General features: G+C 57.7%; 23 protein-coding genes. 8 read left to right on the forward strand and 15 right to left on the reverse strand.

All coding sequences use genetic code 11. From position 1 onward, the window contains the following. The first annotated feature begins 34 nt into the window (after nucleotides 1-34). Complete coding sequence (locus E5201_RS01345) at nucleotides 35-2,209, forward strand: M3 family metallopeptidase (protein ID WP_140984200.1); 2,175 nt, start codon at nucleotides 35-37, stop codon at nucleotides 2,207-2,209. Nucleotides 2,210-2,308: 99 nt separating this feature from the next. On the opposite strand, the gene E5201_RS01350 is transcribed toward E5201_RS01345, so the two are convergent. From E5201_RS01350 to E5201_RS01375, 6 genes are all read right to left on the reverse strand, one after another. Continuing rightward, on the reverse strand, nucleotides 2,309-2,860 hold the full coding sequence (locus E5201_RS01350; protein WP_140984201.1) for a TadE/TadG family type IV pilus assembly protein: 552 nt from the start codon (nucleotides 2,858-2,860) through the stop codon (nucleotides 2,309-2,311). Further along, on the reverse strand, nucleotides 2,857-3,396 hold the full coding sequence (locus E5201_RS01355; RefSeq protein WP_140984202.1) for a TadE/TadG family type IV pilus assembly protein: 540 nt from the start codon (nucleotides 3,394-3,396) through the stop codon (nucleotides 2,857-2,859). The genes E5201_RS01350 and E5201_RS01355 overlap by 4 nt, the downstream gene beginning before the upstream one ends. 177 nt (nucleotides 3,397-3,573) lie before the next feature. Then, nucleotides 3,574-4,488: an EamA family transporter RarD gene (rarD, locus tag E5201_RS01360; protein ID WP_140984203.1), complete on the reverse strand. Its 915-nt coding sequence runs from the start codon at nucleotides 4,486-4,488 to the stop codon at nucleotides 3,574-3,576. Between the two features lie 84 nt (nucleotides 4,489-4,572). Further along, nucleotides 4,573-5,601 (reverse strand): aspartate-semialdehyde dehydrogenase, encoded by a 1,029-nt coding sequence (locus tag E5201_RS01365; protein WP_140984204.1) that lies wholly within the window; start codon nucleotides 5,599-5,601, stop codon nucleotides 4,573-4,575. A 131-nt stretch (nucleotides 5,602-5,732) separates the two neighbouring features. Continuing rightward, entirely contained in the window at nucleotides 5,733-6,107 is a 375-nt protein-coding gene (locus tag E5201_RS01370; RefSeq protein ID WP_140984205.1) for a response regulator, read from the reverse strand. 208 nt (nucleotides 6,108-6,315) lie between these two features. After that, nucleotides 6,316-7,263 carry an IS110 family RNA-guided transposase gene (locus tag E5201_RS01375; protein ID WP_181404499.1) on the reverse strand — a complete coding sequence of 316 codons (948 nt, stop codon included), beginning with the start codon at nucleotides 7,261-7,263 and terminating at the stop codon, nucleotides 6,316-6,318. 287 nt (nucleotides 7,264-7,550) lie between these two features. Between E5201_RS01375 and E5201_RS01380 the strand changes: the two genes are divergently transcribed. Both E5201_RS01380 and zapE read left to right on the forward strand, forming a co-directional pair. Further along, entirely contained in the window at nucleotides 7,551-8,408 is an 858-nt protein-coding gene (locus E5201_RS01380; RefSeq protein ID WP_140984206.1) for an NAD(P)/FAD-dependent oxidoreductase, read from the forward strand. 123 nt (nucleotides 8,409-8,531) lie between these two features. Beyond that, on the forward strand, nucleotides 8,532-9,632 hold the full coding sequence (gene zapE / locus E5201_RS01385; RefSeq protein ID WP_140984207.1) for a cell division protein ZapE: 1,101 nt from the start codon (nucleotides 8,532-8,534) through the stop codon (nucleotides 9,630-9,632). On the opposite strand, the gene E5201_RS01390 is transcribed toward zapE, so the two are convergent. Further along, the gene (locus tag E5201_RS01390) at nucleotides 9,629-10,453 is read right to left on the reverse strand and encodes an HpcH/HpaI aldolase/citrate lyase family protein (RefSeq protein ID WP_140984208.1); all 825 of its coding nucleotides are present in this window, start codon (nucleotides 10,451-10,453) and stop codon (nucleotides 9,629-9,631) included. The two genes, zapE and E5201_RS01390, sit on opposite strands and share 4 nt — an antisense overlap. Nucleotides 10,454-10,593: 140 nt before the next feature. On the opposite strand from E5201_RS01390, the gene E5201_RS01395 reads away from it, so the two are divergent. Beyond that, complete coding sequence (locus E5201_RS01395) at nucleotides 10,594-11,358, forward strand: Bax inhibitor-1/YccA family protein (protein WP_140984209.1); 765 nt, start codon at nucleotides 10,594-10,596, stop codon at nucleotides 11,356-11,358. 55 nt (nucleotides 11,359-11,413) lie between these two features. Here E5201_RS01395 and E5201_RS01400 read toward each other — a convergent pair whose 3' ends face one another. Together E5201_RS01400 and E5201_RS01405 are read right to left on the reverse strand one after the other, a co-directional pair. Then, complete coding sequence (locus tag E5201_RS01400; protein WP_140984210.1) at nucleotides 11,414-11,752, reverse strand: DUF2794 domain-containing protein; 339 nt, start codon at nucleotides 11,750-11,752, stop codon at nucleotides 11,414-11,416. A 338-nt stretch (nucleotides 11,753-12,090) separates the two neighbouring features. Next, entirely contained in the window at nucleotides 12,091-12,711 is a 621-nt protein-coding gene (locus tag E5201_RS01405) for an SCO family protein (protein ID WP_140984211.1), read from the reverse strand. A 76-nt stretch (nucleotides 12,712-12,787) separates the two neighbouring features. Between E5201_RS01405 and E5201_RS01410 the strand changes: the two genes are divergently transcribed. Genes E5201_RS01410 through dapB form a run of 3 tightly spaced genes read left to right on the forward strand, consistent with a single transcriptional unit; the run spans nucleotide 12,788 to nucleotide 15,545 of the window. After that, on the forward strand, nucleotides 12,788-14,188 hold the full coding sequence (locus E5201_RS01410) for an ActS/PrrB/RegB family redox-sensitive histidine kinase (protein WP_246050348.1): 1,401 nt from the start codon (nucleotides 12,788-12,790) through the stop codon (nucleotides 14,186-14,188). A 12-nt stretch (nucleotides 14,189-14,200) separates the two neighbouring features. After that, on the forward strand, nucleotides 14,201-14,782 hold the full coding sequence (locus E5201_RS01415; protein ID WP_140984212.1) for an ActR/PrrA/RegA family redox response regulator transcription factor: 582 nt from the start codon (nucleotides 14,201-14,203) through the stop codon (nucleotides 14,780-14,782). 13 nt (nucleotides 14,783-14,795) lie between these two features. Further along, nucleotides 14,796-15,545, forward strand: coding sequence for a 4-hydroxy-tetrahydrodipicolinate reductase (gene dapB, locus E5201_RS01420; RefSeq protein ID WP_140984213.1), 750 nt, complete (start codon nucleotides 14,796-14,798; stop codon nucleotides 15,543-15,545). 67 nt (nucleotides 15,546-15,612) lie between these two features. Here dapB and E5201_RS01425 read toward each other — a convergent pair whose 3' ends face one another. The 3 genes from E5201_RS01425 to coaBC form a co-directional block, all read right to left on the reverse strand. Then, complete coding sequence (locus tag E5201_RS01425; RefSeq protein ID WP_140984214.1) at nucleotides 15,613-15,951, reverse strand: hypothetical protein; 339 nt, start codon at nucleotides 15,949-15,951, stop codon at nucleotides 15,613-15,615. A gap of 103 nt (nucleotides 15,952-16,054) precedes the next feature. Next, nucleotides 16,055-16,510 carry a dUTP diphosphatase gene (gene dut, locus E5201_RS01430; protein ID WP_140984215.1) on the reverse strand — a complete coding sequence of 152 codons (456 nt, stop codon included), beginning with the start codon at nucleotides 16,508-16,510 and terminating at the stop codon, nucleotides 16,055-16,057. Next, nucleotides 16,507-17,706, reverse strand: a complete 1,200-nt coding sequence (gene coaBC / locus E5201_RS01435) for a bifunctional phosphopantothenoylcysteine decarboxylase/phosphopantothenate--cysteine ligase CoaBC (RefSeq protein ID WP_140984216.1) — start codon at nucleotides 17,704-17,706, stop codon at nucleotides 16,507-16,509. Before coaBC ends, dut begins: the two co-directional genes overlap by 4 nt. A 64-nt stretch (nucleotides 17,707-17,770) precedes the next feature. On the opposite strand from coaBC, the gene E5201_RS01440 reads away from it, so the two are divergent. Next, nucleotides 17,771-18,343, forward strand: a complete 573-nt coding sequence (locus E5201_RS01440; protein ID WP_140984217.1) for a hypothetical protein — start codon at nucleotides 17,771-17,773, stop codon at nucleotides 18,341-18,343. Here E5201_RS01440 and ubiB read toward each other — a convergent pair. The 3 genes from ubiB to E5201_RS01455 form a co-directional block, all read right to left on the reverse strand. Then, on the reverse strand, nucleotides 18,340-19,869 hold the full coding sequence (ubiB, locus tag E5201_RS01445; protein ID WP_140984597.1) for a 2-polyprenylphenol 6-hydroxylase: 1,530 nt from the start codon (nucleotides 19,867-19,869) through the stop codon (nucleotides 18,340-18,342). The two genes, E5201_RS01440 and ubiB, sit on opposite strands and share 4 nt — an antisense overlap. Continuing rightward, entirely contained in the window at nucleotides 19,853-20,632 is a 780-nt protein-coding gene (locus tag E5201_RS01450) for a class I SAM-dependent methyltransferase (protein WP_425456556.1), read from the reverse strand. Before E5201_RS01450 ends, ubiB begins: the two co-directional genes overlap by 17 nt. A gap of 81 nt (nucleotides 20,633-20,713) precedes the next feature. After that, nucleotides 20,714-21,214 carry a response regulator gene (locus E5201_RS01455; RefSeq protein WP_140984219.1) on the reverse strand — a complete coding sequence of 167 codons (501 nt, stop codon included), beginning with the start codon at nucleotides 21,212-21,214 and terminating at the stop codon, nucleotides 20,714-20,716. Nucleotides 21,215-21,264: the final 50 nt, after the last annotated feature.

Here is a 21,264-nt window from a genome sequence, read left to right on the forward strand (position 1 = left end):
AGCTGAGGCCGAAACAATTTAAGGAGTGGCACTCATGGGTCTGGATCGTCGCACGGTGGTGGGATTAATGGCGTCCGCGAGTCTGATACCCGGTGCCGCTCTTTCTGCAAATAAGGATATATCCGTGCTGACAGACCCGTGGACAGGCCCCTATGGCGGGGTGCCCCCCTTCGATAAGGCGAAACTCGAAGACTTTGAAAAAGCCTTTGAGACCGCCATGGAGGCTCAGCGCGCCGAAATCCGTGCCATCACCGTTGTCCGGTCAATGCCGACCTTTGAAAACACCATTGTCGCCCTTGAAACCTCAGGCGCGGCTATGGAGCGCGTCGGCGCGATCTATTGGGTATGGATGGGTGGTCTGTCTTCCCCTGAGTTCCAGGACGTCTCGCAACGCCTGTCGCCCAAACTCGCCGCCTTTGGCGATGAAATCATGCAGAACGAGGCCCTGTTTCAGCGCATCAAGAGCGTTTACGCACGCCGTGCTGAACTGAACCTGACACCTGAACAGGACAGGCTCCTGTGGCTGACCTATGACAATTTCGTCCGCTCCGGTGCCGACCTCTCGCCCGAAGCCAAGGCACGTGTCGCCGAAATCAACAAGGAACTGTCGGTTCTGTTCAACCAGTTCTCGAACAATCTCCTGCACGACGAAGAGCAGGTGCTCTACGTCACCCGCGCGGAACTTGAGGGCCTGTCCGAAGGCTTTATCGCCTCCGCCGCCAAGGCCGCTACCGACGCCGGTAAGGACGGGCTTTATGCCATCCAGAACACTCGCTCGGCCATGGAGCCGGTGACCACCTTTGCCCATGACAGGGCCTTGCGTGAAAAGGTCTGGCGCACCTACGTCAATCGCGGCGACAATGGTGACGCCTATGACAATAACGAGATCATCCGTAAAATCCTGAAACTGCGTTTCGAACGTGCCCAACTGCGTGGCTATACGACCCACGCCCACTGGCGGCTTGAAAACGCCATGGCCAAGACCCCTGAAGCCGCAACGGCCCTGATGGAGTCTGTCTGGCCCGCCGCCGTTGGCCGCGTTAAGGAAGAAGTCGCCGACATGCAGGCCATCGCCGATCAGGAAAATGCGGGTCTGACCATCGAACCGTGGGACTACCGCTACTACGCCGAAAAGGTACGCAAGGCGCGTTACGATCTCGATGAAAACGAGATCAAGCCTTACCTTCAGTTGCACAAGCTGGTCGAAGGCATGTTCTGGGCCGCCACGGAAACCTTTGGCTTTACCTTCACTAAGGTTGACACTGTACCCGCCCCCAAAGGCGCGAAATTCCAGCATGATATCGGCTTTGTCCATAAACCGAGCGATACCGTGCCGGTCTTCCACGAAGACGTCACCGTGCATGAGGTGAGCCGCAACGGTAAGATTGTCGGTCTGTTCTACTTCGATCCCTATGCCCGCAAAGGCAAGCGTTCCGGCGCCTGGATGAACGCCTATCGCTCGCAATCGAAAGTGACCGGCGAAACCCTGCCGCTGGTGTCGAACAATTCAAACTTTATCGAAGCCGCCCCGGGTGAACCGATCCTGATTTCATGGGATGACGCCACGACCCTGTTCCATGAATTTGGCCACGCCATTCACGGCCTGTCGTCCAACGTCACCTATGCCTCGCTGGCAGGCACCGCCGTGGCGCGCGATTATGTGGAGTTCCCGTCTCAGGTTAATGAGCGCTGGCTGTCGACCTCTGAGGTCCTAAGCCGCTTCGCCCTGCATCATGAATCCAATGCGCCCCTGCCGCCCGCCCTGCTGGAAAAGATCAACAAGGCCGCTACCTTCAATCAGGGGTTTGGCACGGTCGAATATCTGTCCGCCGCCCTGATCGACATGAAGCTGCATCTGGCTGGCGGTGCCGATATCGACCCTGATGCCTTTGAGCGCGAAACGCTTGAGGCCATTGGCATGCCGAAGGAAATCGTCATGCGCCACCGCACACCGCAGTTCGCGCACGTCTTCTCAAGCGATGGTTATTCCGCCGGTTATTACAGCTATCTCTGGGCCGACACCCTGTCGGCAGACGCCGCCGAAGCCTTTACTGAGGCCGGTGGCTTCTACGATAAGGCCGTGGCGCAAAAGCTGTTTGATCATGTCTTAAGCGTGGGCAATACGGTCGATCCGGCTGAGGCTTATAGGGCCTTCCGTGGCCGTGACGCCGACCCCGCAGCCCTGATGCGGGCCCGCGGCTTTGCCTGACTTACCACTCCTCCCTGCCTTTGGCGGGGAGGGGGACCGCGACCGCTTGCGGTCGGGGTGGTGGGGTATCTTTCTTTACACAGGAAGTCCGTTAATCGCCTAAGGCCCGGTAACCACCGCCCCGTCACGGGGAAAGTGCCGGTAGTTCTTGCTAAAATCGGTCACACCGGGCAGCAGATTACCGATGGTCGACTTATAGCGATAATTGACGTTGGTAATAATCAAACCCTGTCCGATGGCAACATCGCTGGTATCCACATCCGTTACCTCCGCACCCTTGGCATAGGCGCTCCAGCCACGGCTCCACAGGACAATTGCCTTGCCGTTCTTGTCTTTCTCGATACTGGTCAGGCGTATATCCAACTGATCACCGGTATCGAACGGCTGCATGATGCTGTCGCCGATTTCAAAAATGTCAGTGATATTGGCTTCGGTCAGATTCTGGCTCTGCGCCGTGAGATCACCGATAGCCGCACTGAGGTGATTGACACGACGACTGACCATCATACCCATGGTCAGTTCCGCCAGCCCCAGATAAAGCAGGATCAGAACCGGCGCGATCAGCGCAAATTCCACCGCCGTAGCCCCACGGGCTTCACCGCTAAACGATTTCAGGTGCAAGGCGCGCGACAGGACACTCAGACTTATCATCGCTCGAAAGGCTCATTTCTGAATATGGCGGTCGTCGAAAGCGCTACCTGCCCGCTCTCCAGTGAAGACATCCCGCCCTTAAGAAAGGGCGTCAGCAGATCCCAGGTATAATAGGCGCGCACAAGCTGAATGGCGCCGCCATTACCGACCTGATAGGCCATGGGGTCCTGCAACTTTCCGTCAACAATCAGCGCCGGCGGGGACGCCGCAGAGGCAAAACTGTCAAAGGTGCGTACATCGACATGCAGATTATCCATGCACGATCCACTAAGCCAGTCCATGCTGCCACAGATATCCTCACGGAAGGTCTGCGCAGAGGTAATGCCCGCCATATTGTCGGTACGGATTTTGCGCGCACTGGTCTCAACCGCGTTCTCAAGCGATACCGACACCAGCACCACCAGCGCCAGCTCAAGACAGGCCAGAATCATAAGGATCAGCGGCCCGGCAATGAGGGCGAACTCCACGGCGGTCGCGCCCTTGCGGTCACGGCCATAGCCCCTGATATGTGTGTTGCGCCTTATAAGCCTGATCACCTGATTGTCCCCATTGTCAGGACGACTCTACAGGCTTGAGGTCAACAGTCCGTTAAACCGGCTAAAATAGCTTCTCCCTCCTGCTTTGCGGGAGGGTGGCACTTTGTGAAGCAAAGTGACGGGAGGGTATAACCTAAGAAGACAAAATATGCCGCCCCCTCGGGTTATGCCTCATCGCTAAATCCTTAAGGCCCTGAAACGCCGCCAGGCGCCAAAGGCAAACACCAGAGCACCAACCCATATAAAGACAAAGGACACGCCCCTCAGCACACTGAACGGTTCCCCCAGAGCCAGACCGATACAAAAGGCAATCGTCGGCGCGAGAAACTGAATGAATCCCATGGTCGATAAGGGCAAACGCCGCGCCACATAGGCAAACAGAAACAGCGGCAATACCGTCACCGGCCCGGTCAGGACAAACCAGAACATATGTATGGGCGATCCGAAGAAATGCCCCTGCCCCGTGCCTTCAAACCACAAAAGAAAAGCCACCGACGGCACTGCCAGAAACAGACATTCGACAAACAGTCCCGAAAGCGCCGACACTTCAAGCTGCTTGCGGATAATGCCATAGGCCGCAAAGGTCAGGGCCAGAGTCAGGGAAATATAGGGAATATGCCCGAGCGCAAATGCCTGAATGGCCACACCGATCACCGCCAGACCGATCGCCGTCTTGCCAAAATTATCCAGCCGCTCGCGAAACAAAACCGCCCCCGCCGCCATGTTCAAAAGCGGATTCAGATAATAGCCCAGCGCGGATTCGATCATATGCTTGTTGGTCACCGCCCAGACAAACACCCCCCAGTTTAGCGCAATCAGCAGCGCCGAGCCGCACAGGGTCAGGGCCACCTTTGGCTGGCTCAAAATCCTGAGCACATCCGGAATCTGATGCGTCATCCACACCAAAAGCCCCGAACACAAAAGCGCCCACACAGAACGGTGCGCCATGATCTCAAGCGGCCCGGCCCCGTAATGATCAAGCGGCAGATAGGTCAGGGGGGCAAACCCCCAGAACGCATAACACAATATGGCCAGCAGAACCGGCGATGAAACCGGCGCGGATGCCGGAGCGGATAAGAGAGGCTGTGACATGGCACTAAACCAGAAAAGAAACAAAAAAAGCCGGTGAAACCTTCAGGTTCCACCGGCTTAATCCGTTCACATTGTGAATGGGATCTAGGCGTTTTCCGGTGTCAAAACGCCACGTTCGTCAAGGAGCTGTGCAATTTGCACGGCATTGAGCGCCGCGCCTTTGCGCAGGTTGTCCGACACGCACCAGAACGCCAGACCGTTCGGTACGGACGGGTCGTTACGAATACGCGACACAAAGGTGGTGAATTCACCGACACATTCCTTAGGCGTGACGTAACCGCCGTTTTCGCGCTTATCGATCACCGTAATACCCGGTGCATCCCGCAGAAGCTCACGCGCCACATTTTCATCAAGCGCCGTTTCGAATTCGACATTGAGCGATTCCGAGTGACCAACAAACACCGGCACGCGCACGCAGGTGGCAAAGACTTCGATCGATTCATCGAGAATCTTCTTCGTCTCGACCTTCATCTTCCACTCTTCCTTGGTCTGACCATCTTCCATGAAGACGTCGATGTGCGGAATGACGTTGAAGGCAATGTCCTTGGTGAACTTCGAAGCCGGCACGTCCTTATTGACGAACACGCCCTTGGTTTGCTCCCAAAGCTCATCCATACCGGCCTTACCGGCACCGGCCGTCGCCTGATAGGTCGACACCACCACGCGCTTGATGCGCGCCGCGTCATGCAGCGGCTTAAGGGCGACAACCATCTGAATGGTCGAGCAGTTCGGATTGGCAATGATGTTCTTCTTGCGCGCTTCCCAGACCGCTTCCGGGTTCACTTCCGGCACGATCAGAGGCACGTCAGGGTCCATACGCCAGGCCGAAGAATTGTCGATCACGATGGGACCAAGTGCGCCGATCTTTTCCGACCAGGCCTTGGACACGTCACCACCGGCGCTCATCAGAACAATATCGACCTTCGAAAAGTCGAACTGCTCGATGTCTTCACATTTCAGGGTACGCTCACCGTAAGAGACTTCAACGCCCAGCGATTTGCGCGACGCGATAGCATAAATCTCCTTAATCGGGAAATTGAGCTCTTCAAGCGTTGCCAGCATCTCACGGCCTACGGCGCCGGTGGCGCCTACAACGGCGACACGATAAGTCATCGGAAAACTCCATGATAAAAGGTTCGGCAAAGGATCGAACTGATCCATCACCACAATGCAGCGGCCATAAACAAAAGGGCACGGGCTGCAACGGCCCGTGCCATATCAGATAAAGCCTGTGAAGAAAACGGCTATTTTAGCGATAATACGCCCTGCAAGGCCCCAAGCAGGGCTTCGGGCGTGAAGGGCTTGCACAGATGGCCGTCACCACCGACCGCCTCGAACTGCGCCAGACGATTGTCGTCAGCATGTCCGGTCAGAAACAGGATAGGGGTGTGATGCAGATGGAAACCATATTCAATCTGGCGAATTTCCCGTGTCGCCTCAAGGCCGGACATGACCGGCATTTCCATGTCCATAAGAATGGCGTCATATTCCGACAACTCGTAGGCCTCAACCGCTTCACGTCCATTGGACGCATAGTCAACTTCTGCCCCGCCCGATAACAACATAGACCCGATAAGCCCCTGCATGGCCCCGTTGTCCTCTACGCACAACAACTTCACTGGTTTAGCGCCTCCCGCGCCGACTCAACCGCCCAAGCTCACGATTTGTATCGCCTTGTTGCAAGGCTACACTATATAAAAAAGCTGTAAAGATAATTTCGCACACTTCCGCGCCCCTTCACGCAAAACCGCTCCCCCTCATACTTCCCTGCCTTTGACGACTCCCCCTTAACTCCTCCCTGCCTTTGGCGGGGAGCAACCATGTGGATTAGGCGTATTTGATCCAGGGTGTTTTTCGTTTGAGCACGATGTTGGCGGCTTCGATAAGCTTTCGCATGATAGCGACGATGACGACTTTTTTGGGCTTGCCGCCGTCGAGCAAGCGTTGCGCGAAGGCTTTGAAGCCTGAGTTCATGCGTTTGGCAGAGAGGGCAGCAAGATAAACGAAGGTTCTGGGCCTTGAGCGCCCGCCGGTGATGAAGCGCTTGCCGTGAAACTGGCCGGAATCACGGTCGAATGGCGCAACCCCAAGCAGGGCCGCGGGCTTTCCAGGTGCCATGCGGCCCAGTTCCGGCATGCGGATAACCAGGCTCATGGCCGTGATATCGCCCACACCGGGCAGGCTTTTCAGGAGTTGAAACCGCGCCTTGAGGTCAGGATGTGCGCGGATCGCTTCGAGGATCAGCTGACGAAGCCGGACTTTCTGAGCCTCCAGATAGAGAATGCGCTCGCTGTCCATGGCCTTTATGACCTCAAGCCGATGGTGCTCACACAGGGTTCTGACCTGCGCCAGAAGCTGGCTGGTTTGCTCGTAGGCCGTCATAAGTTCCGCCAGATCAACCAGATACGGGTCAAACCGGGCGACAACGCCTTCATAAGCAGCCGTCGCTTTGGCGATAAGATGCGCATCGGCCTTGTCCGACTTCAGGCGGATACGGCGATAACGCGCGAACGCCCTGACCTCCAGCGGCTGAAGCACGATGGCTTCGAAGCCGGACGCTTCCAGCGCTTCGCGTACATCGCGCTCGTACTGGCCCGAAGCCTCCATCCCGACCCGATGGACGCCCTGATCGCGCAGCCAGACGACCATCTGCGCCAGACCTTCCGGCGTATGGTGGAACCGCTGATGATGGCTAGCTTCGCACACATCAACATCCAACCATAACTTGCCGATATCGACACCGGCCACGCCTGTGATAGACTGTACCTGTTCCATGATCTCAACCTTGTGTCTTCGGGCCTTAACGCCCATGCAACCATCCGAGGCAGGAACCCAATGGTGGTCAAGCTCCCCGACAGCCCTCAAAGGCTAAGGGGGTAACGACCCTTCCAATGGACGGGATCAGCGATGGTCAGATCTCTGATCCCAACCCATCTTCTCACATATTCTACAAACAAGGGGGACCGCTTTGCGTAAGCAAAGGGGTGGTGGGGTATCTGGTTTACTTACGTACGTTACCCAAAAACCGTTGCATACTTTTCCTGACACGCTCTAATGCCCCGATGAAACCTTCCACGCACCTCGATGTCGGCATTATTGGCGGCGGCCCCGCCGGTTGCGCCTGCGCCCTCTGGCTGCATAAGCTCGGCGTCACCGCACACCTGATCGAAGGCGCCAACCGGCTCGGCGGCCTTCAGGCCCGCAGCCCTTATGAAAACCTGTGGCTGCCCGGCGTTCAGGGCCGCACCGGTCAGGCCGTCGCTCAGGCCTTCCAGACCCACCTCGACAGCGACCAGGTGCCCTACAGCCTCAACCAGCGCGTTCATCACATCACACCGACACCAGATGGCTTTGCACTGCACACCGACACCGGAACCCTCACCCCCCGCTTTGTCGTCATCGCCACCGGCACCCTGCCCCGCTCAGGCCCGTTTATCGCCAGTGACACCGTCCTCATCGGCCCGGGCGTGGATATTGAAAACACCCCCGTTGAGGGTCGGAAAATCGCTGTGCTCGGCGGTGGCGACAACGCCTATGATCAGGCCCGTTTCCTGCGTGACCGTAACGCCGCCGAGGTCGTTATTTTCTCCCGCTCCCCACCACGCGGCCAGACGACCTTAAGGCAACTTATCCCTGACGTCCCGATCCGCATCGGCCCCTATCACGCCGATCAGCACACCATGACAATTAACGACGAATACTTTGACCTGTTCGCCGTCATGTATGGTTTTGAAGCCATCATCCCCGAAGGCCTTATCCCTGATCTCGACAACGGCTATATCCGCGTGAACCGCTTCGGTGAAACCAGCATCGCAAACCTTTATGCCTGCGGCGAAGTCACCGATTACTGGCATCCGTGCGTCGCCACCGCTACCGCCCACGGCATTCAGGTCGCCAAGCAGATTTCGCTAAGGCTTTAAGCTTTCATACCTCCCCATTTTAATGGGGAGGGTGGCATGGCGCGAAGCGACATGACGGGTGGGGTATCTTGTTTTAACCGGTCTGTGCTAGGTTCCCATCGTTTCCATTTTTCATAGTTCTCCATGTCGCATTCCCTCAAAAGCCATTATCTCAATCTGATCAAAAAAGGGGCCCTGACCAGCGATCCGGCTCAGGCCGAAACCGTAGACGTCCTGTCACAGCTTGAGAAAGACATTGCCCGCACCACCTCGTGGTTTGGCGGCACAAAGGTCTATGGCCTCTATCTCTGGGGACAACCGGGGCGCGGTAAGTCCATGCTGATGGACCTGTTCTACGACCACATTCCGCTCCCCTCGAAACGGCGCATCCACTTCCATGCCTTCATGGCCACGGTGCACCGTCTGGTGAAGCAATGGCGCGAAGGCGACGCAGCCACCCGTAAAAAAGTATTCGGCACCCATAAGGGCGATGACCCTATCCCGCCGATTGCCCGCCTCATCGCCAAAGAATCGCGCCTTCTGTGCTTCGATGAGCTTCAGGTCACCGACATTGCCGATGCCATGATTCTGGGCCGTCTATTCGAAGCCCTGTTCGCCCATAAGGTCATTCTGATCGCCACCTCAAACCGCGCCCCCGAAGATCTGTACAAGGACGGCCTGAACCGTGACCGCTTCGTCCCCTTCATTCAGTTGATCCGCGATCAGATGACGGTGCACGAAATCCGCGGCCCGCGTGATTTCCGTCTCGATCGCCTCAAAGGGGCCAAGGTCTATTTCACCCCCTCAACCGATGCCGCACAAGTCACGGCCTTTGACGCCCTGTGGACGCGCCTGACCGAGGGCATGACCGAAACCGGCACCTATATCTGTGTTAATAAACGCGAACTGGCCTTCAAACGCGCCGCAGGCCCGCTGTTGCGCACCAACTTCAAGCATCTCTGCGCCAAGGCCAACGGGGCGGCAGACTATCTGGCCATTGCCGAACGCTTCACCACCGTTTTCATTGAAAACATCCCGCAGATGGGGCCGGAAAACCGCAACGAAGCCAAACGCTTTGTCACCCTGATCGATGCTTTGTATGAGGCCGGTGTCAAACTCGTCTCCCTCGCCGCCGCCGAACCGGCTGATCTTTACCCCACCGGCGACGGGGCCTTTGAATTTGAGCGCACCGTGTCCCGCCTTGAGGAGATGCGCTCGGTCACCTATCTGGAAAACGTGGTCTAAGGGTTCAGATAACGCTGCGCGCGCTCAAGGTGCATGCGCTCAACCATTTCGCCATTGACGGCCACCACGCCCTTATCGGCGTTTTCAGGCCGCCCAAAGGCCGCGACCACCGCCCGCGCCCAGCTTAGCTCAGCCTCGCTGGCCCCAAAGGCCTGATGAGCGATGTCGATCTGCGCCGGATGAATCAGGGTCTTGCCGTCAAACCCAAGTGCCCGACCCTGCGCGCACTCTGCCCGCAATCCCGCCTCATCGCGGAAATTATTATAGACCCCGTCAATAACCCTGAGATCACCGGCCCGCCCGTGCAGCACAATCAACGCCAATGCCTGCGCAATATCACCACGATCCGCCGAGGCAACGCTTCGTAACCCGTGCCTCAGATCATTCGGCCCGGCAATCAGCCCCATCAGTCCCGCCTCCGTCGCGCATATCTCCTTAAGGTTCACAACCCCTCTCGGCGTTTCGATCATCGCCCATAAGGGCATCCGACAGGCTTTCGCCACACCCGTAAGATCAGTGGCCGCCTCAACCTTCGGCACAACCACGCCGGCGAAACCCAGCGGCAGAAGCTGCCTACCGACCTCAACACCTTCCGGCCCGCCGCCTATGCGCAACAGCGTCGGCCTTAAGGCCAACACGCCCTGCGCCGCAATCGTCTGTATATTGGCGACCGCCGTTTCCCGTTCGGCCACCCCCACAGAGTCTTCCAGATCGACTATAACCGCATCGACCTTAAGCTGAGCCAGCTTCTCAAGTGCCCTGAGATTAGCCGCCGGAACGAATAACACCGAACGCAAGGGTGTCTGTATATTGCTGACCATAAATGCCTCTATTGTCTTACCCACCCGTCATAATACCGCTAAGCGCAAGTATAAAGCCTGCTTTTTAATCTACGCCCCTTGCCTGAAAGGGCATCTGAGGTCATATTAAATCCAGCTTCACTTTAATACAGGGAACCCTGATGCTGAATTTCAACCAGACCAATACGGACGTCCTGCCTTCATCGGAGACGATGGCGAAGGACCCGGGCCTGCGTAAATTTATGCTGGGCATATACCAGAAGATGGCACTGGGCCTCGTCCTGACCGCCATTGTCTCCTATGCCGTTCTTAATTCGCCCTTCGTTCTGAACCTGCTCTATACCTTTGGCATCACCGCCGAAGGCCGTCAGGTACTTACCGGCTATACGCCGCTCGGCTGGATTGTCGCCTTTGCCCCTATGGCCCTGAGCTTTATTTCCGGCATGTTCATGCAAAAGCTGGACGCCGCGATTTCCGGCTTCTTCTACTGGCTGTTCGTGGTCATCATGGGCATTTCGCTGGCCTCGATCGCGTTTCTTTATACCGGTGAGTCCATTGCCCGCGTCTTCATGATCACCGCCATTGCCTTCGGTGGCCTGAGCCTGATCGGCTACACCACCAAGGTCAACATGACCGGCTGGCGCACCTTCCTGTATATGGGTGTTCTCGGCCTGATCGCTGCGGGCATCGCCAACATCTTCTTCCAAAGCTCGATGGTCAGCCTGATCACGGCAGTTATTGGCGTCCTGCTGTTCTCGGCTCTGATCGCCTATCAGACCCAGTCTCTGAAGATCACCTACTACGAGACCCCGAACCTGTCTGACCGTCAGATGGCCGCCCTGACCTATATCGGCGCGCTGGGCCTGTACATCAACTTCATCAACCTGTTCCTGAGCCTGTTGCGCCTGTTCGGCAGTCGCGACTAAGTCGTCTCAGATTTCAAAAAGAAAAAGCCCCGCAGGTTCATCCTGCGGGGCTTTTTTATATGATTTCAAACCGCGTCTTATCCAGAACACTGATCACCTGCCCCAGTTCATGCCCGCGCTTGAGGATCAGCCCTGCCTGATTAAACAGGGCAAAGGCCCCCTGCTTGCGGCTTAAGGCCGGACGCTTTTCAATGCGATAAAGCGGCGCTTCGGAACTGCGTCGGAAAATATTGAAGGACACGGCATCGCTAAAACTGTCTATGCCATAGTCGCGCCAGTCGCCTGCCGCCACCTTGCGCCCATAGAGCCTGAGGATCAGCTCAAGCTCGCGCCGGTCAAAAAACACCGGCCCTTTAAGCGCTGTAGAACCTGTTCCCTGATCCTGACCACTCATATGCCGTTCCCTGAACCAAGACGCCCCGATTAGGCCCAATCCGAACGCAGGAAACAAGACAAATCATTGTGCAAATTGTCGTGAAAAGCACAACCGCACGGGAAAATCGCGTCACCATTAAATGACCTTATTCCCGCCACCTCTCCGCCTACATGTACGTGCATAAAGGATTTGTCGGTCAGGCTGGACCGCTCAGGTTCTTCCCTGAACAGCCCCCCCAGCCCGAACCTGATATTTCTGCCTTTACGGATGTGAAAGCGTCCGCCTGATCGACATCATTCCTGATATCTCCCCCTCTGATGTGTGCGCATCCATCCTCCCCGATGGATGCGCTTTTTTTATTTGTCTGCCGCCATCGCTTTGGAGATCACATCGGCCATCTGCTGCGGCGTCAGCCCATAGGCCAGCGGATCGGCAAATTCCCCCTCAGGGTTCATCAGATAGATCACCGAAGTATGGTTCATCGTATAGTCGCGCCCCTCGCCAACCTTTTCATAGGTGGCGCGATAGGCCTTGGCGACCTGGGCAATCTGCGCATCCGTGCCAGTCAGACCGATCACACCTTCGGGAAAACCGCTGCTATTGAGATAGGACTTCATCGCTGCCGGATTATCCCGCTCAGGATCAACCGTGATAAATACAAATTGCAGATCCTTGCCCTTATTGCCCAGACGCGTGCGCGCCTGCTCCAGCGTCTGAAGCGTCAGGGGGCAGATATCCGGGCAATAGGTGAACCCGAAAAACACCGCCGTCCACTTGCCCTCAAGCAGCTTTTCCGTCTGCGCCTTACCGTTCTGGTCTGTCAGGCTGAACGCCCCGCCGATACGCACCGAAGGATCAACCACGCTTGAGGTCACCACCGGCGACGTGCCGCGCAAGGTATTGCCCCAGCCCCAGACCGCCAGCCCCACCAGCCCCGCTAAAACCACAAGGATAATTGTCAGCCGCCACTTGTTCATCTATGTGTTCCCTGAGCGCTGCAAAGCGCCTGAAATCTAAACCTTATGAAACAGTCTCTATAGGCGAACCCACCCCTTGCGCCAATGGTTTAAACAAAAACTTGCCGCCCCCCGCCAGAGACTGATTTCAGGTGACGCCGCCCCTGCGACCGAAGCCTCCCTGACCAGCGGCGACAATCTGAACCTCCGCACCCTGATCAACCTGCGCTGGCTGGCCATACTGGGCCAAAGCCTTCTGGTTCTGACCGTCGCCTATGGCTTCGGCTACCACTTTAACCTCTGGCTTTGTCTCGGCATCATCTCCGCCAGCGTGTGGCTGAATCTCATCCTGCTGTTCAGCGGCCAGACGCGCCGCCAGCTAAGAGACTGGGAAGCCGCCCTGCAACTCAGCTTCGACGCCCTGCAACTGGCTGCCCTTCTGGGGGCCACCGGCGGACTGAACAATCCCTTCTGCCTGATGCTCGTGGCACCGGCGACCGTTGCCGCCGCCAACCTGCCGACGCGTTACGGAGCAGGCGTTGTCATCGTCTCGGTGCTGGCCACCTGCGCTCTGGTCTTCTGGTCCCTGCCCCTGCCGTGGGCCGAAGGTGATACCTTCAGCCTGCCGCACGTCTATCGTCTGGGCTTCCTCGCCGCCATCCTGATCGGCATCGTCTTTACCGCAGGCTATGCCTGGCAGGCCGCCCTCGAAGCCCGCCGCATGGAACAGGCGCTCAACGCCACGCGCGCCGTGCTTGAAAAAGAACACCGCCTGTCGGCCCTGGGCGGTCTCGCCGCTGCCGCCGCCCATGAACTCGGCACCCCGCTCGGCACCATTCAGGTTGTGGCGCGCGAAATGCTGCGGTCATTAAAGCCCTCTGACCCCCTGCACGAAGACGCTGAACTGCTCGTCTCCCAGAGCCAGCGCTGCCGCGACATCCTGAAAAACCTGTCCCAGAAACCCGAAACCCGCGATCAGGTCTATGACCAGATGCCGCTCAGGGCCTTTCTCGAAGAAGTCGCCCGTCCCTATCGCGGCTACGATAAGGCAATCCACATCACCGTCACGGCCGAAAACCTGCCCGAAGATGAGGACGCCGGCACCCTGATCAGCATTAAGCGCCGCCCCGAATGGCTGCATGCCCTGAGGGCCTTTGTCGAAAACGCTATTGATTTCGCCGCCAGCGAAGTCTGGATACGCGTTGAAATTTATGAGGCCTCAGTCAGCCTGTCGGTCGAGGATGACGGGCCGGGCTTTTCACCGGAAATTCTGTCGCGACTTGGCGGCCCCTATGTCTCGACCCGTCAGGTCGATGGCCGCGTAGGTACTGGCGGCGGCATGGGACTGGGCTTTTTCATCGCCAAGACCCTTTGCGAACATACCGGCGCCACGGTACGGTATGGCAACCGGGACGCGGGAGGGGCCTATGTGCGTCTCTTGTGGCAGCGCGATGAGATCGATATTGTGTGGGATCATGTCCCCACACCCACTGCATAAGGAAACAGCCTGATGGATGATGACAGCACAGACAGCAAATCAGCGATTGAGGCGCGTCTGGCGGAAATCGGCGACCGCACGCTGATCCTGCTCGATGATGACGCCCCCTTCCGCCAGCGTCTGGCCCGCGCCCTCGAAGTGCGCGGCTTTACCGTTACTCCTGCCGAAAGCGTCTCTGAGGCGCTGAAAATCATCGAAACCAATCCCCCCGCTTTTGGCGTCATGGATATGCGCCTCGAAGACGGCAATGGCCTCAAGGCCGTCGAAGCCCTGCACCAGAAACGCCCGGATGCCCGCGCCATCATGCTGACCGGCTATGGTAATATCGCTACCGCCGTCGCTGCCGTGAAATCCGGCGCGGTCGATTACCTGTCCAAACCCGCCGATGCCGATGATGTCGTCAAAGCCCTTCTGGCCCTCGAAGACCACGCCCCCGAAGCCCCCGAAAATCCCATGTCCGCCGACCGCGTGCGCTGGGAACACATTCAGCGCGTCTATGCGCTATGTAACCACAATGTGTCGGAAACGGCGCGACGTCTGAACATGCACCGCCGCACCCTGCAACGCATCCTCGCCAAGCGCGCCCCGAAATAAGAGTATCCTGAAAATGTCATCTGTTCGTTTTGCCGTCACCGGCGCCAAGGGCCGTATGGGTCAGGCCGTCATCCGTGTCCTTAAGGAGCGCGGCCTTGAAATCGTGACTGAGATCGACAAGGACGACGCCCTTGACCTGTCTCAGGCCGATGCCATCATCGACTTCTCGACCCCCGCCGCCTCCCTAAGCATCGCCAAGGCCGCCGCCGCCGAAGGCAAAAAGCGCAGCAAGCCCCTGACCCATGTTATCGGTTCAACCGGCTTCATGCCTCAGGACGACGCAGCGCTCAATGCCCTGACCTCTGAGGTCGTGATCATCCGCTCCGGCAACTACTCGCTGGGGGTCAACATCCTGATGGGTCTGGTGAAACAGGCCGCCGAAAAGCTGTCGGCTAACGACTGGGACATCGAAGTGCTTGAAGCCCACCACAAGCGCAAGGTCGATGCGCCTTCCGGCACCGCCCTGATGCTCGGTGAAGCCGCCGCCGCAGGCCGAGAGGTCAACCTGCCCGACGTTAAGGTGGCAGCCCGCGATGGCCTGACCGGACAGCGTGAAACCGGCACGATTGGCTTCTCCGTGATCCGTGGTGGTGGCATCGTCGGCGAACACAGTGTCCTGTTTGCTTCCGAAGACGAGGTCATCACCCTGTCGCACTCGGCCCGCGACCGTACTCTGTTTGCTCGTGGCGCGGTCGAGGCCGCCCTATATGGTGTCAAACAACCAGTCGGCCTGTACAATATGCAGGATGTCCTCGGCTTCTGATCATACTCCCCAACTTGTTGGGGGAGATGTCGCAAAGCGACAGAGGGGGCATCTTACTTCTGTGACACTAAACCTTTTTCGGCGTCAGCGAGATGGTGTTCTTGATCACGCACAAAAAGCGGATGATCAGAAAGGCTAGTACGAACGTCACAAGCAACCGAATATGGGTTTCAATGGCCATCACATCGGGCCACACCGGCGTCAAACCATCTTTAAGTGGCCACAGTGCTGCGACGCCCAGACTCAAACCCGTCGCCAGAAGCGCCTTAAGCGCATAGGCCGTTTTCTTTGACTGAATAATACCGATCAACAGACTGATAACCAGCACAGGCAACAGACTCAGGCCCACCAGAGAGGCGCGAACCTGATCCACGATTACCGCTAAAAAATCGACTATATCCGACATGCATACCCCCTCTCACACCTGATCCCCGATCAGGAGTGTGCGTGCCTTTTGTCGCCTCGTAAAGAGCGGTTTCGTGTCGTTCGGGCCACGCCTGCAGACGAAATCACCCGCGTCCGGTTGAACCAAACCCGCCCGCGCCGCGTGCCGTGTCATCAAGACTTTCGACTACGTCCCATTCGATACGGGCATGACGGGCCACGACCATCTGGGCAATGCGATCCCCGCGCCGGATAACAAAATCCGCATCCCCCAGATTGATCAGGATCACGCAGACTTCCCCGCGATAATCCGAATCGACCGTTCCCGGTGTATTGAGGCAGGTAATGCCATGCTTCAGCGCCAGTCCCGAACGCGGGCGCACCTGAATTTCAAACCCCTGCGGCACAGCCATTTTCAGCCCCGTCGGCACCAGCGCCCGCCCGAAAGGCTTAAGTGTCAGCACCTCGCCCTCGGCAATAGCGGCCCTCAGATCAAGCCCCGCCGACCCTGCCGTCTCATAGGCAGGCACAGGCAGATCAGCGGCATGGGGCAAACGCACAAGGCGGGCAGTATCGGTCATTTAATTCGGGTTCCTATATAACGGATCAAATCTTCAGCGGCTTCACGCTTGGTCAGAAGCTTGGCATTGGTCGGACCTGACTCGTCAATCAGGATCATATTGGTCGTGTCACGTTCAAACACGTCTTTCGACACATCATTGGCCATGATGACATCGGCCCCCTTGGTGCGCAGCTTGGTGCGGCCATAGACCTCGACATTGCGTGTTTCCGCCGCAAATCCGACCACCAGTTGCGGCCTCAGGCTTTCATGTTTGCCCACAGACGCCAGAATGTCAGGGTTTTTAACCAGCGTAATGGTTAACTCACCATCCTCGCCCTTTTTCTGCTTGTCGCGGGCAATTTCCTTGGCCCGCCAGTCGCCGACCGCCGCCACGGCAATAAACACATCCGCAGGCAGGGCCGAATGCACCGCGTCATACATCTCCTGCGCGGTTTCAACATCGACCCGCTCAACACCCGCAGGCGTCGGAATATTTACCGGCCCCGATACCAGCGTCACCTGCGCCCCCGCCCTGACCGCCGCTTCGGCAATGGCATAACCCTGCTTGCCACTTGAACGATTGGTCACCCCACGCACCGGATCAAGCGGCTCAAAAGTCGGCCCTGCCGTGATCAGCACATGCCGCCCCTTAAGCGGTTGTGCTTTCGGCTTCAAAGCCTCCTGAATGGCGGCAAAAATCGCCTCAGGTTCCGCCATCCGCCCGAGTCCAAACTCCCCGCAGGCCATATCGCCCTCATCAGGGCCGACAAACGCCACACCATCCGCACGTAAGGTCTCAAGATTGCGCTGCGTCGCCGCATGATGCCACATGCGCACATTCATCGCCGGAGCCATCAGCACCGGCTTGTCTGTCGCCAGCAACAGCGTGGACGCCAGATCATCACTCAGCCCCGTCGCCAGCTTGGCCATCAAAGCCGCTGTCGCAGGCGCCACCACCACCAGTTCCGCCTGCCGCGACAGGGTGATATGGCCCATCTCGGCTTCGTCCGTCAGATCGAACAGATCGGTATAGACCTTGTCACCGCTCAATGATCCAGCACTCAGAGGCGTAACAAATTCCTGCGCGGCCTTGGTCAGCACCACGCGCACATTTAGCCCCGCCTTGCGGATCAGGCGGATAAGCTCCAGCGCCTTATAGGCAGCTATACCCCCACCGACGATGAGCAATATACGCGGAGGACTTGCAACGGTCATGGATTACGCCCTAATAATCTTTTGATCAGAATGGGGATCAGTCTGGTTTGTATATGGGGCAGGAATGACAATCGCACAACGCTTTTTGGCCTTCCTCGGCCTCTGTTTATTGGTGGCCTGTGACGCTGGCCCCAGTGCGGTCTTACCTGACGGCGAAGGCATCTCCCCTACTGAACAGACCGCCCCCGCCCGTCACGCCGCAGCACCGGCTACACCCGACAGCGCCCCGCCGCCGGTGGAAATTACCCCCGAAGCGACCACCGCGCCCGCTAATGATGATATTAAGATCACCCGCACCCGTTACGGCGAGTGGCCGCTGTGGTCATCCAACCGACAATATACGGCCTATGAGAACGCCACCTATCATTACGAAAAGCATGGCCATGCCTTCGGAGCGCAATCCTATGAACACTGGCTGTCTCTGGTGCATGGCTTTGTCCATTCCCCGCCCAAAGGCACCGAACGCCTTCAGCGTAATAACGGCGACACGCTTTTTTATAACCGCCCGCAAAACATCTTTGCCGTCATGACCAAAGCCGGTGCCCCGCGCACCATGTTCCGCCCCGATAACGGGGCCGACTACTGGCAGAAACAGAAACAGATCGAAGCCGGTCGCCGCACCATCCGTGAAGACTAAGTCAGCGCCACCCAGACCATAACCCCAAGCGCCAGCGCTGCCGTCGCCACCGCCAGCACCGACAGGTTGCGGCTCTGCTTCAGTTCGGATTTGACCAGCAATAACAAGGCCTGATCCCGCATGGCGCGTTCCGCCGGATCATCGTCCTTAAGGCGTTGCACCAGCTTATCGATCAACCGCCGTGCCTCAGCCACCGGCGACAATTCCTTGGAGATAAACTCCCTTACCACCGGCCGTGCCGCTTCCCAGATATCGTGTTCGGGATAGAGCCTGCGTGCGACACCTTCGACACTGACCATTGTCTTTTGCAGCAGCACCAGTTCGGGCCTGAGGTGCATGTCAAACTGCGCCGTAATCTCGAACAACTGCGTCAGCAAGCGCCCCATCGACACTTCGGTCGCCGCCTTGCCCAGCACCGGCTCCCCCACGGCCCTGAGCGCCTGTGCAAAGGCCTCGACATTGTGATGTCGCGGCACATATCCGGCCTCGAAATGCACTTCGGCCACACGGCGATAGTTGCGCCGCAGGAACCCCCACAGCATCTCCGCCAGATAAAGCCGTTCCGCCGGTTTCAGCCGCCCGATGATGCCGAAATCAATCGCCGTCAGATGATCAGGGGCCTGCGCAAACAGATTGCCTTCGTGCAGATCGGCATGAAACACGCCATGATTCAGCGCCTGAGACAAAAACGATCGGATCAGATTATCGGCCATCCCCTTCGGATCAATCCCCGGCAGACTCAACGCCTCAGGGCGGCTTAAAGGCACACCATTGGCCCATTCGACGACAATCACCCGACGCGCCACATAATGCCACACCACCTTGGGCGCGGACATATAGGGTTCGGCATTGATAATCGCCCCAAGCTCATCGGCGGCGGATGCCTCAAGCCTGAGATCAAGCTCAAGCAACAAAGACTGCGCCACCGTATCGACAAAGGCTTCCGGCTCCAGACGCCGCGACGCCGGTGAGAAAAAGGCAATCAGCCGCGCCGCCAGCCGCATCATGGCAATGTCATCGGCAATAATCTGCTCGATGCGTGGACGGAGAATTTTCACCGCCACCTTGCGCCCGTCCTTAAGCACCGCGCGATGCGCCTGAGCGATAGACGCCGCCCCGATCACCTCACCAAATTCGGCAAAGATGGTCTCAACCGGCTGCTCAAGGGCCTCCTCAATCAGGCGACGCGCCACCGCGTCTTCAAACGGCGGCAACTGGTCCTTAAGGTGCGCCAGATCGCGGATAAACTCAGGGCCGAAAATATCGCCCCGCGTCGATAAGACCTGCCCCAGCTTGATGAAGGCTGGCCCCAGACTTTCAAACGCCCGCGCATAGCGTAAGCCCACGCGATCCTGAATGCCGCGACGGGCAAACCAAAAACGTAAACTGCCGCCAAAAAACCGCGCGGGTGGACTTAGATGATGTGACAGTTCGCGCGGGATCAGCACGTCTTCGCGCAGAAGCAGGAAACCGGCCTTGATCAGACGCCCGAACGAACCAAACACCGTTTTACGCCCACCCGTAATGCAGCGCACAGACGCCGCCGGTGAAGTTGGTATAGCCCGCCCGTTTGAAACCGGCGGTCTCGATCATGCCCTTGAACGTCTGTTGATCAGGGAAGCGCTTAATGCTCTCCACCAGATACTGATAGGAGTCACGGTCATTGGCAATAAGCTGCCCCATGAACGGAATGACCTTGAACGAATAGAATTCGTAAAAATTCTCAACCAGACCCGTCGTCGGATGCGAGAACTCAAGGCAGAAAAAACGCCCGCCCGGTTTCAGCACCCGCTTCGCTTCATTGAGCGCGCCCTGCACATCCGAGACATTACGGATACCGAACGAAATAATATAGGCATCGATGCTGTTGTCAGGGATCGCCAGATTCATGGCATCCCCCACCGACCAGGTGATCTCAGGTTCGGTGCCCTTGGCAATACCCGCCTCGATCATCGCCTGATTATAGTCGATAATATTGATCTGAACGTCCTGACCGCCTGACGTGCCGAAACGCCGTGCCTTGGCCTTACGCGCCAGCTTCGCCAGACGCCGCGCAATGTCCCCCGTACCACCGGCACAGTCGATGATCACCTCACCCGGCTGCGGATTAAGCTTGGCACAGGCCGCATCCTTCCAGATGTGATGCACGCCACCGGACATGACATCGTTCATCAGGTCGTATTTCGACGCCACCGACCTGAAGACGTTGTGCACAAGGCTGACCTTTTCGGTGGCCTCAACATCACGAAAACCAAACGGAGAGGTTTTCACCGGATCATTAGAAGACATATCGCTCATGCGGCAGGTTTTAGAACATCCGCCTATCTTTGGCGATACCTATTTCATGTGAAACAGGTGCGATAAAATAGCCTAATCCATAATCGCCTTATCGGACGAGCGCCGGAACGGGCCCTTGTAATCGGCGGTCCGACGACGACGGCGGTCAGGGCCGGTATAACCAGCTGATTTAACCCAGGCCCGCTCGTTCTCGATCACGCTTTTCATCCGGTCGATCAGCGCCCGCGCCGTCAAAGGCTTGGCGACAAATTCATTCACCCCCGCGTCCCGCGCGGCAATGACGTGCGAACGGTCGGTGTGGCCGGTCATCATGATAATCGGCACATAGGGGTGCGGACTATCGACGCCCGTGCGCAAAAGCCGTGTGAACTCAATGCCGTCAATGGTTTCCATCACCAGATCGAGGATAATGACATCGGGCCGCCAGTCGCGCACGATCTCAAGCGCCTCAGCCCCGTCCGACGCCTCGCGGATATGCACGATCCCCATAGAGCGCAGCATGGTACTTACGATAACCCGCATATAGTGGTTATCATCGACAACAAGGGCCAATACTCTGGAAAACTGGCTCAAACGCTTAACCTGTCACTTGAGTTACGATCGGGAATGTAACGATTCATATG

It is taken from the genome of Asticcacaulis tiandongensis (assembly GCF_006475605.1).
GTDB classification, from domain to species: domain Bacteria; phylum Pseudomonadota; class Alphaproteobacteria; order Caulobacterales; family Caulobacteraceae; genus Asticcacaulis; species Asticcacaulis tiandongensis.